Annotated in this window: 10 protein-coding genes; 4 read left to right on the top strand and 6 right to left on the bottom strand. The window is 67.2% G+C overall.

Annotated features, from left to right (window positions below):
• Window positions 1-29: 29 nt before the first annotated feature.
• Genes ACFVH5_RS18360 through ACFVH5_RS18370 form a run of 3 tightly spaced genes read left to right on the top strand, consistent with a single transcriptional unit; the run spans window position 30 to window position 2338 of the window.
• Window positions 30-332, top strand: a complete 303-nt coding sequence (locus ACFVH5_RS18360; protein WP_384806101.1) for a hypothetical protein — start codon at window positions 30-32, stop codon at window positions 330-332.
• Window positions 329-1717, top strand: a complete 1389-nt coding sequence (locus tag ACFVH5_RS18365; protein ID WP_385834708.1) for a hypothetical protein — start codon at window positions 329-331, stop codon at window positions 1715-1717. The genes ACFVH5_RS18360 and ACFVH5_RS18365 overlap by 4 nt, the downstream gene beginning before the upstream one ends.
• Before the next feature lie 6 nt (window positions 1718-1723).
• Window positions 1724-2338, top strand: a complete 615-nt coding sequence (locus ACFVH5_RS18370) for a hypothetical protein (RefSeq protein ID WP_385834710.1) — start codon at window positions 1724-1726, stop codon at window positions 2336-2338.
• Here the strand turns inward: ACFVH5_RS18370 and ACFVH5_RS18375 are convergent.
• From ACFVH5_RS18375 to ACFVH5_RS18400, 6 genes are all read right to left on the bottom strand, one after another.
• Window positions 2321-2899, bottom strand: coding sequence for a hypothetical protein (locus ACFVH5_RS18375; RefSeq protein ID WP_385834711.1), 579 nt, complete (start codon window positions 2897-2899; stop codon window positions 2321-2323). The two genes, ACFVH5_RS18370 and ACFVH5_RS18375, sit on opposite strands and share 18 nt — an antisense overlap.
• A 180-nt stretch (window positions 2900-3079) precedes the next feature.
• Window positions 3080-3679: a hypothetical protein gene (locus ACFVH5_RS18380; RefSeq protein WP_385834712.1), complete on the bottom strand. Its 600-nt coding sequence runs from the start codon at window positions 3677-3679 to the stop codon at window positions 3080-3082.
• Window positions 3672-4295, bottom strand: coding sequence for a hypothetical protein (locus ACFVH5_RS18385; protein WP_385834713.1), 624 nt, complete (start codon window positions 4293-4295; stop codon window positions 3672-3674). The genes ACFVH5_RS18380 and ACFVH5_RS18385 overlap by 8 nt, the downstream gene beginning before the upstream one ends.
• A 16-nt stretch (window positions 4296-4311) precedes the next feature.
• Entirely contained in the window at window positions 4312-5628 is a 1317-nt protein-coding gene (locus ACFVH5_RS18390) for a hypothetical protein (protein ID WP_385834714.1), read from the bottom strand.
• Window positions 5629-5681: 53 nt separating this feature from the next.
• Window positions 5682-5999 carry a hypothetical protein gene (locus ACFVH5_RS18395; protein ID WP_385834715.1) on the bottom strand — a complete coding sequence of 106 codons (318 nt, stop codon included), beginning with the start codon at window positions 5997-5999 and terminating at the stop codon, window positions 5682-5684.
• Between the two features lie 150 nt (window positions 6000-6149).
• Window positions 6150-6455 carry a WXG100 family type VII secretion target gene (locus ACFVH5_RS18400; RefSeq protein WP_210881912.1) on the bottom strand — a complete coding sequence of 102 codons (306 nt, stop codon included), beginning with the start codon at window positions 6453-6455 and terminating at the stop codon, window positions 6150-6152.
• Window positions 6456-6727: 272 nt separating this feature from the next.
• Between ACFVH5_RS18400 and ACFVH5_RS18405 the strand changes: the two genes are divergently transcribed.
• Complete coding sequence (locus ACFVH5_RS18405) at window positions 6728-11347, top strand: FtsK/SpoIIIE domain-containing protein (protein ID WP_385834716.1); 4620 nt, start codon at window positions 6728-6730, stop codon at window positions 11345-11347.
• Window positions 11348-11443: the final 96 nt, after the last annotated feature.

An 11443-nucleotide genomic window follows, 5' to 3' on the forward strand; every position in this document is an offset into this window, starting at 1 on the left:
AAAGCTCATGGAGTACGGGGGTAACAGGGATGGGCGACGAGCGGCTCAGAGTGTCCACGGACGATCTGCACACAGCCGGCGTGGGACTGCGCACGGTGGCCACGGAGTTCGAGGGGCTCGACAAGCTCATGGACTCCTACGACCGGCGGACGGTCGGCCACAAGTTGCTGCAGGAACGGCTGCAGGAGTTCTCCGACGGCTGGAACGACAACCGCGAGAAGATGATCGAGGAGATCAAGGGGCTCGGCGAGGTGGCCAAGACGGCGGGCGAGGCCTACACCGAGATCGACGATCAGCTCTACAAAGCCCTCATCGGCAAGGACAAGAAGTGACGCGCCCCGCCGACCACCGCTGGGAGGTACTGGGCGAGGGCGAGGACCCGGTGCCCGGCGACGTGGACGACCTCAAGGCGCTCGCCAGACGCTTCACCGCCACCGCGAAGACGATCTCGGACTCCGCCGCCGCGCTGCGCCGCCTCGGCGACCAGAAGAGCTGGGACTCCAAGGCGGGCCGGGAGTTCGCCGAGAAGGCCGACGACACCGCGAAAACCGTGAGCAAGGCGCACAAGCGGTACGAGGAAGCCGGTATCGCGCTGAAGGAGTACCACACAGAACTTGAGGAGATCCAGGAGGACGCGGACCGGCTCCTCGGACAGGCCGAGACGAAGAGCGGCGACCTCACGACCGCCAGGTCCAAGGCAGACACCCCGCCCAAGGACACCGACAAGGCCGGGCAGAAGAAGCTCGACAGCGCGGTGACGGATCTGCAGGGCGACCTCGACGGTCTGCGGGACAAACTCGCCCCGCTCAAGACCCGTCACAACACGGCGGGCAACACCGCCGCCAAACGCATCCACCAGATCACCGAGGGAGACGACCTCAACGACTCCTGGCTGGACGAGCTGCGCGACACCCTGAAGATCGTCGCCGACATCGCGGGAGCCGTCGCGGCCGTCTGCGGGCTGGTGGCGCTCCTGGTCGGCTGGATCCCGATCATCGGGCAGGCGATCGCCGGCGTCCTGGGCACCATCGCGCTGATCGCGACCGCCATCTCCCTCGTCTGTCATCTGCTCCTCGCCATCAACGGCGACGGATCGTGGGGCGACGTCGCCATGGACGTCCTGGGCCTTGCGACCTTCGGCATCGGGCGGGTCTTCTCCGCCGGTGCCAAACTCGCCGCCACGGCCGGCCGCAGCCGCGTGTGGACCGCGGCGGCCCAGTACGTACGCGGCTGGAATCCCGGTCTCAACGCGGCGGCGCGGCGCGCGCTGGTCGTCGAGATGGTCGGTGCGCGCGCCGGAGCGACCGCGTCGGCCGCCGCGCCCAACGTGGGCCTGGGAGCCGCCTTCAGGGGCCTCGGCACCTCCTTCGCCGACGACCTCGGCACGATCCGGAGCAACTGGCGGGACCTGCTCAAGGTCGGCGACAACGTCTCCGCGGTCCGTGACGCCTGGCGCGCGGGCGGCGCACGCGGCCTGGCCAGCATGTACGTGGGTCCGGGAATGGTCGACGAGCTCTCCCGGATCAAGAACATCGACCCGTCTGACCTGAGCATCATCGGTACGCCCGACGCGTTCAAGCAGGCCATGCAGTACAACTCGTGGGCGCTCGGGGCGACCGGAACGGGGGCGACCTCCGACACCAAGAGCTTCCTCGGTCTCTTCGGGGGCGACGACATCGACGTGACCGGACCCGATGCCTCACTGGCGGGAAGGTAGCCACTGATGCCCACCGCAGACACGGCCTCGGACACCTCGGCGGCCGACTGGCAGCAGTGCCGCGTCACGCTGCCCACCGCGCACAACTGGCTCGTACTGGACCTCGCCACCCCACACCCCGGTGAGTGGGCCCGGTCCGCGGCCGACGAGCACTTCGCGGCGGACGTACCCGACGACCTGCGTACGGCGTTCGCCCAGGACGTGCTCTGGTACCACGACGTCGCCGCCCGCCAGAAAGCCCTCTGCGCCGCGCTTCTCGCACCTCAGGACGGCGGCGTGGCCGCGTTCTACTGCGTACGGGAACTGGCGGGCATCCCCGCCGGATCGCTGCGCCTGGACGTACTGCGCGCGGAGGCCGAGAACGCCGAGGGGCCGTTCTTCCGGCCGCCGGAGATCACGGAGGTCGAACTGCCTTTGGGGGCCGCGCTGCGGGTGCACCGCCTGGAGCCCACGGATCCCGACGCCGGCAGCGGCTCGGTGCTGGAGGGAGTGGCGCACTACGTCCTGCCGCGGGCGCATCCCACCGCGCTGGAGTGCCGGCTGCTCTGGGGAGCCCTGGGGCTCGGTGAGGAACTGGGCAGGATGGCCGACGAGTTGGCGGAGTCAGTCCGACTCGTCTGAACCATCACCCTGACCGCGTGCCCGGCCGCGGGTAGCGCCCTGCGAAGTGCCCAGCAGTCCCTGTACGCCGCCGAGCCCGAACCGCTCCCACGGCACGAGCGCCAACGGCATCCAGCTGAAACCGACGACGAAGACGCTCACCAGAGTGGTCGCTCCCTCGGGCAGGAACCGGCCGAGCTGCGCCACGACGAAGGAGACGAGCAGCAGGTAGACACCGACGACAAGGGTGCCGAGTACCTTCAGCAGGGCCTCGCCGGGGCCGATCCTGGGCTTCTCGTCGGTCCCCCGGACCGCGGCGAAGAGGGTCAGCGGCACCAGCAGGCCCGCCAGCCCGCCCGCGCCGATACCGCCGACGACCAGGACGTTGCGTCCGTCCTCCGGCACCGCCGACGACAGGAACGAGTCGTCCGCCAGACCGGTGGCCACGGCGACACCGGCGTAGCCGCCGAGCGTCATGGTCGCCAGCACGAGCAGCAGCCCGGCGCCGAAGGCGATGTTCCCCGCGACCGAACGCCCGGGGCTCTGTGCCCGGGGCTTCCCGGCCCCTGATCCGACAGACATGGACTCTCCCATTCCTCGCGGGGTCCGGACGAGGATAGCTGGCCGGGGCGACCATGAGGCAGGGCCGTCGGCGGCAGCGACGTCGCTGCCGATATTGGCCGCCCAACAGTCGACGGACGGACTTGGATCCCCTTGGTCAGCGCAGCAACAGAACTGTGCTCCCCGTACATCCTCTTGACGTCAGATCCAGTGCAGGGTTTCCGCCACCACGTCGAACAGCTCCACCATCTGGTCGGCCAAAGGATCGACAGGCGTCGAGAAGGTCATACTGAGCACATTGCGGGTGGCAGGAATGGGGATATGAAAGGCGACGGTTGTGGTGGGCAAGGTGTTACCCATCTGCGCCTCAGGGTCGGGATCCTCCCGGTACCTTTCCCGTGCGGCCTTCCCTGCTACCGGCAGGTCGACCAGTGTGACGTGTTTGACGGGCGTCTCCAGGTATTCCGCCAGCTGATGAACGGTCGCGTTGAGAGGCCAGGAACCAGGCGGGGAAATGGAAACCAGAAGCGAGGAGGCCAGAGGGACGTCCCCCACCGTCAGGGTCGAAATGAACAGCTCGATTCCGCCGCGCCGGAATGCGGCCTTCGCCTGCTTCTGCAGATCGCGCATCACCCGTTCCTTGACGTGTGGAGCATTGTCCACACCGCGGAACTGCTGATCAGCAAGGGCAACGATGCCCTGATCTCGGAGTTCAGGCTCCAGCCGAATTTTGAACCAGCCGTCCGGGACGATCAGACCATAGTCCTTGGGAGGGGAATCCCATTCGATTGCGTCAGGCATGGAAATCTTCCCCGTCGGACTGAACCGGTGCGATGCTCAGCGAATCAATCATGCCGTCCACCATGTGCGCGAGTTCCTCGGAATATTGGACCGTCGCCCACCGAACCGTCACCAACACCACGTCGTCATTGACTGCAGGGCACACGGCGTACCTGATGAACTCGGACAACCGGCCTCGCCCGAACAGCTTTTTCTCCTTCATGGCTGCTTGCACCCGCACCGCGGGCCCGGCCGACAGATCCAGGTAACGCACGTCCGAATCGCCGACCACCTCCATGTTTTCCCATTCGAGAAGCATGGGCTGAATATCCCTGGGCGTGGGCTGCACCCCGTCATCACCGAAGACAGCGAGTTCCAGATCGGCGATACTGATCCCCGAGTCCGTATAGTAAGTCCCCGCTACGACCGCGCCGCTCTCGTGGGCCTTCATCGCCACGCGAGCCATACTGTCGACCAGCGACGTCTTCTGAACAGCAAGACTCAACGGATTGAACTGAGCAACCCGAGCAGCAGCCAATTTCTGGGCTGTCGCCTTGGATCCATCGGGCAAAGTAAGGTCCACCCAGCCCGGCGCAAGGTCAAGTGAATACCTGTACTCAAGGTCGTCGCTACTCATGTACGCCTCTCAGCTCTCAGCCGGGCAGTAGGGGGTTGATTTCCGGGTCGGCCGCAAGGCCACCGACAGTGATCACGGATCCAGTAAGAGAAATAGCACTTGCCTTACTGGAGATTTTATTGATGGCAGAGATCTCCGGAAGCTCCTTCGCGGCAATTTTTGCCGCGTTCACCTCAGCGGCCACCCCGGAATCCAGGAACGTGAAGGATTTGAACCCTCCTTGCGCTCCGAAAGTCTGTCTCATGCCTCTCCACGACTCAGGCCTTCCTACAACCTTGAGGTTACTCCAAGAGTCCTTGAGTCCGGACGGCGAGAGAAGATGATCCTTGAAAGGCTCTCCGAATGCCTTGAGTTTTTCCCTGGCAGTGAGGCTTGATCTCTGTCCGGCAAGTCGGTTCAGCTTCTGCCTGTCCCGCTTGGCGATATTTCCCGCTGCACGCGCTCCTGGCCTGCTGACGGCTCTCTGAAGTCTGGGCAGCGTCTTGGCGAGATACTTTCCGGCATACTTACTGAAGGCCTTACCGACACCTGCCGCGAGAAACCCGAGAGCGGCAACCCCGAGGTCCATCCAGTCCGCGTCACCTCTGGCAAATTGAATCACCGTGCAGACGAGCCCGATAAGGCTCGCAGTCATGGCAATCGTTCCCAGGACCCCGGCAAACGCCTGCCCGATGATCGGAATCCAGCCCACAAGCATGGCAGCGATACCACAAGCCGTTGCAATTTTCGCCGACCAATTGTTCACTTCATCAAGGAAGCTGTCCCAATAGCCATCCTTCAAAGAATCGTGAGAGATGATATCATCGATGGCCTCACGAGCTTTTCTTGCCGCATCATCTCGAATTCGCTTCGCAGACTCGACCTTCTCTCGCGCCGCCTCGATTTCTCCGGACGCCAGATCCAGCTTGCCTTCCAGTTTTCCCTTGTCCTCTTTTACGTTACTTCCCGAGAGACCCTCGATACTCTTCCGGGTCGCACTCCTCCTCTCATCCGCCTCTCGCGCTTCCTTCAACGCCGAATCGGCGATTTTCTGCGCCCGATTCAGATCGGATGCATAGTTCGTCGACGGGGCATGCCACTGGTCCTGATAGCCCCCACCCACCTCGTGGATGGTGGAACCGATTGCGACGGCCGCCGCGTCGTACCTCTTGTAGGCGGCCTCCAGTTTCCCTTGACTGCCCTCGGCCTTTTTGCGAAATTCTTTTCCGGCATCGGAATCCCAGGAGTCGACCTTCGAGATCGCTTTGAGGTTCCTGACCTGCCGACCGAGCTCGTCCGCCGTCTTCCGCAGCTTCTTTCCGAGCCCCACGAGCTGATCCGGGTCACCGGGCACAGGGTCGGCATCCGCCAAAGGATGCCAATCGCGCGGTCGCCCACTCATCTTCGCTACCCCCGCTTGGTCTTCTTCGGTTCCCCTGCGCCGCGAATCGCATCCGCCAACTGTTGGTCGATGGCCTCGTACGCTTCTGCTGCGGCCTTCGCGATCTGGGACAGTGCGTCGATCTCTTCCGTCAGCTCTTTTCGGCTGAGCTTCCAGTTGTCGATGAAATCTTCGAACTTTTCCTTGAGGTCGTTCGCCCCGAAATCTTCGTCATGCTTTCCCTTGAGATCCTCAAGGCCGTCGAATGACTTCTTGATGCTGCCGAGCCCTCGGCCCATGCCGCGAATTACCTCAAGGTCTTCGATTCGCGTGTATTCAGCCACAGCCACCCCCTGCTTCGCGTCCTGCCGTCAACGAATCGTCGCCAACGCAAACTGGTGCAGCAGGGCAATGTTGCGCCCCACCGCACCAGTTCACACGATCACCAGGCAGTCCCAGCCACCTGAAGGCAGCAAACCACCCAAAAGACAGCCTCAGCCCTTGACACCCTTGGCCAGCTCGTCATCCAGGTCCTGGTACGCCTTCGCGGCGCTCGTCAGGAACTTGGACATGCCCGTCAGGCCGTCGATCGTGTCCTTCGCGCCCTTCTTGAATTCCGTGAAGGAGTCCTCGAAGGCCTGCGAGCCCTTGCGGGTGGTGTAGCCGTCCTTGACGAGGCCCTGGATGTAGCGCTCAAGGGCGTCGAGCTTCTCGTCGATCTTGTCCTTGGCGTCGGTCAGCTTGGTAGCCGCCTTGTGCATCTCGTCATATGTGATATCTGCATCTTTGCCGCCGGCCATGTGGCGTCCTCCGAAACAACTCGACTTGCCGCAGGGCCAACCCCCGTGGCTCCCGTTGCGGATGATGCGATCGTCCGCTGAGCATGCAGCTTACGCAGGACGCTTGCAGCAGCACACCCCGGTTCCTTCAAGAGCCTGCAGGGAACCGGCACATACTCCGTTGCCTGTGGGAAGGGTGGAGCGGATATCGTCTCCGGTCAGTGAACGGGTCAGTGCACGGGGCGGTAAACGGCAGCCCCGAGCTGACAGCAGGGGTATACGGGAGGACGATCGTGCGCCTGACTCTGACCGTCGTCGATCCGCTCGTCGGCGCCGGCGCCGACGTGGTGCTCGACGCGGATCCTGAGTCCTCCATGGGGGACATAGCGAAGGAGCTGGCCGCACACGTCGGCCACAGCGGCGGGGCCCAGATCATCCCCATCGGCCAGCAGCACGGGGTGCCCCCGGGCGGGGGCAGCTCCCCTGTCGTCTACGTCGACGGCCATCCCGTCGACCCGGGCGCCACCGTCGGGACCTCCGCGCTGCGCGAAGGCGCCGTCGTCAGTCTGTACGATCCCGCCGGCTGTCTGCCCGGCGAGCCGACCGGGCTCGTCGAACTGCGCGTGGCGAGCGGGCCCGCCGCGGGCGCCGTGCACCGGCTCGGTATCGGGCGCTACGACATCGGCAGCGGCCCCGCGTCCTACATCCGCGTCGACGACCCCGAGCTGGCCGCGCGAGCGCTCACGTTGTCAGTTGCAACGGACGGAACCTGCCAGGTCGCCCTTCACGGGGAGGACAAGGGGAACATCACGCTCGACGGTGAGCCCCTTGAAGAGAAGGACGGGAAGACCAAGGCCGAGTGGCCTCTCGGCGCCCAGGTCGCCGTCGGCAACACCCTCTTCGAGCTCGACCGCTACTCCCCGCCGAACGCCGCCCTGAAGTGGTCCGAGGACGGCACCGGCCTCGACTACAACCGGCCGCCCCGGCTCCAGCCCCCCGAGCGGCAGACCCGGTTCAAGCTGCCGGCGAAACCACGTGACTTCGAGGCCCGGCCGCTGCCCTGGCTGATGGCGGTGACCCCGCTCGTCGGCGCCGTCGTGGCCGTGATGATCTTCGGTCGCTGGTACTACCTGATCATGGCGTTGCTGAGCCCGATCATCCTGTTCGGCAACTACTTCATGGACAAGAAGCACGGGCGCAAGTCCCATGCGAAGCAGGTCAAGGAGTACAAGGAGCACAAGGAGCGGATCGAGAAGGACGCCCAGGACGCCCTCCTCGACGAGCGCCTCGACCGGCGGCAGGCCGTGCCCGACCCGGCCTCCGTACTGTCGCTGAGCACCGGCCCGCGCACCCGGCTGTGGGAGCGGCGCCGCACCGACGCCGACCATCTGCTCCTCAGGGTCGGCACGGGACAGCTGCCCTCCGAGGTCGTGCTCGACGACCCCGAGCAGGACGACCACAAGCGCGAGGTCACCTGGAAGATCGAGGACGCCCCCGTCGCCGTACCGCTGCGCGAACGCGGCGTCGTCGGCATCGCGGGCCCCGGCGACTCGGCGCAGGCGATCGGGCGGTGGATCGTCGCGCAGGGCGCCGTGCTGCACAGCCCCCTCGACGTCCAGTTCTACGTCCTCACCGAGAACGGCGCCCAGGCCACCTGGGACTGGGTCCGGTGGCTGCCGCACTCCCGGCCCTCCGGGGCCCAGGACACCAACGTCCTGATCGGTACGGACGCCGAGACCGTCGGCGCCCGGATCGGCGAGCTGACCCAGCTCCTCGACGCCCGCCAGAAGGCGGCCAAGGAGAACGGCCGCCAGACCAACTTCACCGACCCGGACATCGTCGTCGTCTGGGACGGCTCCCGGCGTCTGCGCTCCATGCCCGGCGTCGTACGTCTGCTGCGCGAGGGCCCCGCCGTCAGCATGTACGCGATCTGCCTGGACGCGGAGGAGCGGTTCCTGCCCGGCGAGTGCCAGGCCATCGTCATCGCCGAACCGAAGCCCAGGGAGAAGGAGAAGCCGCAGGCGCGCAACGCCCCCGGGGCGGCCCCGGTCACCCCGCCCGGCCTCGGCTACCAGGCCGGCTCCAACGGCTTCCCCTCGTTCCAGGCCTGGCACACCGCCGAGGCCGACGACCGGCAGGAGGGTGAGGAGAAGCCGCTCGAACTACGGCTGCGCGTCGAGCAGACGGGCACCGCCCGGGTCAAGAACGTACGGCCGGACTTCGTGTCGTCCGCCTGGTGCGCGCGCCTCTCCCGCGCGCTGTCCCCCATCCGGGACATCAGCGGCGAGACGGAGGACTCGGCGCTGCCCGGCTCCAGCCGGCTGCTCGACGTCCTCCAGCTGGAGCCGCCGACGAGCGACGCGGTCGCCGCGCGCTGGCGCATGGGCGGGCAGTCGACGATGGCCGTCGTCGGTGAGTCGTACGACGGGCCCTTCGGCATCGACATCCGGCGGGACGGGCCGCACGGCCTGATCGCCGGAACGACCGGTTCCGGAAAGTCGGAGCTGCTGCAGACCATCGTGGCGGCGCTGGCCGTGGCCAACACGCCGGAGAACATGACGTTCGTCCTCGTCGACTACAAGGGCGGCGCGGCCTTCAAGGACTGCGTCAACCTGCCGCACACCGTCGGCATGGTCACCGACCTCGACGCCCACCTCGTCGAGCGGGCCCTGGAGTCCCTGGGCGCCGAACTGCACCGCCGCGAGCACATCCTGGCCGCCGCCGACGCCAAGGACATCGAGGACTACCAGGACCTCGTACGCCGCGAGCCGTCCCACCGGCCGCTGCCGCGACTCCTCATCGTCATCGACGAGTTCGCCTCGATGGTCCGTGACCTGCCCGACTTCGTGACGGGACTCGTCAACATCGCCCAGCGGGGCCGTTCGCTCGGCATCCACCTGCTGCTCGCCACCCAGCGGCCGAGCGGTGTCGTGTCGCCCGAGATCCGGGCCAACACCAACCTCCGTATCGCGCTGCGCGTCACGGACGGCGGTGAGTCGAGCGACGTCATCGACTCCCCCGAGGCCGGGCACATCTCCAAGAACACGCCCGGCCGCGCGTACGTCCGGCTCGGACACGCCTCGCTCGTGCCCTTCCAGTCGGGACGCGTCGGCGGCCGGCGGCCCGGAGCCACCGACCCCCGGCTCCTCGCGCCCTGGGCGGGCCCGCTGGAGTGGGCGGACCTGGGGCGGGCCGCGCTGGTCAAGCCCAAGGTCGAGGCGCGGGAGGAAGAGGAGATCACCGACCTCAAGGTCCTCGTCGACGCCGTCCGCGACGCCAACCGTTCGCTCGGCATCCCCTCGCAGCACAGTCCCTGGCTGCCCGCGCTCTCCGAGACGCTGCTGCTCGACGAGGTCGAGGTGCCCGCCGCCGCGGCTCTCGCACCGGGCAGGCTGCCTCCGGCTCCGTACGGCGTCGAGGACATCCCCGCCGACCAGGCCCGCCGACCTGTCGTCGTCGACTTCTCCTCCTTCGGGCATCTCATCGTGGGCGGCGCGCCCCGCAGCGGCCGTTCGCAGATCCTGCGGACCCTGGCCGGCTCGATCGCCCGTACGCACTCCTCGTCGGACGTGCACCTGTACGGCATCGACTGCGGAAACGGCGCCCTCAACGCCCTGACCAGGCTGCCGCACTGCGGGGCCGTCGTCGCCCGTAACCAGACGGAACGGGCCGTACGGCTGGTCACCCGCCTCAAGGGTGAGCTGACCCGGCGTCAGGATCTGCTGTCCGACAAGGGGTTCGCCGACATCGGCGAGCAGCGGGCGTCCGTCACCGAGGAGGAGCGGCTGCCGCACGTCGTCGTCCTGCTGGACCGGTGGGAGGGCTGGCTGCCGACGCTCGGCGAGTACAACCACGGTGAGCTGACCGACGAGTTGCAGACGCTGATGCGCGAGGGCGCGAGCGTCGGCATGCACCTCGTCGTCACCGGTGACCGGCAGGTGCTGCTCGGCCGGATGGCCTCGCTCACCGAGGAGAAGTACGGCCTGCGGCTCGCCGACCGTTCCGACTTCACGATGCTCGGCATCAACGCGCGCAAGGTGCCGGAGGAGATCCCGCCCGGCCGCGGCTTCAAGAACGAGTCGGCGATCGAGACGCAGTTCGCGCTGCTCTCCGACGACGTGAGCGGTCAGGGGCAGGCCGCGGCGCTCGCCACGATCGGTGAGGCGGCTGCCGCCCGGGACGCCGAAGTGCCGCGTGCGCGACGGCCGTTCAGGGTGGACTCGCTGCCCTCCAGGATCGGTTTCGCCGAGGCCTGGGAGATGCGGGATCCCGCGGTCGCCCAGTCCAGGCTGTGGGGTCTGGCGGGGATCGGCGGCGACGACATCATGGCGTTCGGCCCGGACCTCTCGCAGGGCGTGCCGACGTTCGTCGTCGCGGGCCCGGCGAAGTCCGGCCGCAGCACGGCCCTGCTGAACCTCGCCCGCTCGTACCTCCTCCAAGGCGTACGACTCGTCATCGCGGCCCCGCGCCCGTCGCCGTTGCGTGAACTCGACGGCCAGGACGGCGTGTTGAAGGTCTTCACCGACGACGACATCGAGAGCGACGACTTCAACGAGGCGATCGAGTCGGCGAGCCCGGAGGAGCCCGTCGTGCTCATCGTCGACGACGGCGAGGTCCTGGAGGACGCCGACTGCGAGCGTGAGCTGAAGCGGCTCGTCCAGCGCGGCGCCGACCGCGGCCTCGCGCTGGTCATCGGCGGTGACGAGGAGGAGGTGTGCAGCGGCTTCTCCGGCTGGCAGGTCGAGGCCAAGAAGGGCCGCCGCGGCCTGCTGCTCTCCCCGCAGGACTCCGGCGCCGGTGAACTGATCGGCATCCGTACGACCCGCAGCATGGTCGGCGGTCCGGTCACCCCCGGCAAGGGCATGCTGCACTTGGGCAACGGCGAGACGATCACGGTCACCGTGCCGCTGTAGACGACCGCGAACGGCAGTGGGCCGGGGGGGATGTCGCACAGGTCAAACCCCCCCCCCCCCGCCCCCCCCCCCCCCCCCCCACCCCCCCCACGACAA

Source organism: Streptomyces sp. NPDC127119 (assembly GCF_042677425.1).
Lineage (GTDB): Bacteria > Actinomycetota > Actinomycetes > Streptomycetales > Streptomycetaceae > Streptomyces.

Bases quoted from the DNA above. Each gene is read 5' to 3' on its own strand.
- ACFVH5_RS18360 (WP_384806101.1), top strand. From the start codon at position 30: ATGGGCGACGAGCGGCTCAGAGTGTCCACGGACGATCTGCACACAGCC.
- ACFVH5_RS18370 (WP_385834710.1), top strand. From the start codon at position 1,724: ATGCCCACCGCAGACACGGCCTCGGACACCTCGGCGGCCGACTGGCAG.
- ACFVH5_RS18375 (WP_385834711.1), bottom strand. From the start codon at position 2,899: ATGTCTGTCGGATCAGGGGCCGGGAAGCCCCGGGCACAGAGCCCCGGG.
- ACFVH5_RS18380 (WP_385834712.1), bottom strand. From the start codon at position 3,679: ATGCCTGACGCAATCGAATGGGATTCCCCTCCCAAGGACTATGGTCTG.
- ACFVH5_RS18385 (WP_385834713.1), bottom strand. From the start codon at position 4,295: ATGAGTAGCGACGACCTTGAGTACAGGTATTCACTTGACCTTGCGCCG.
- ACFVH5_RS18400 (WP_210881912.1), bottom strand. From the start codon at position 6,455: ATGGCCGGCGGCAAAGATGCAGATATCACATATGACGAGATGCACAAG.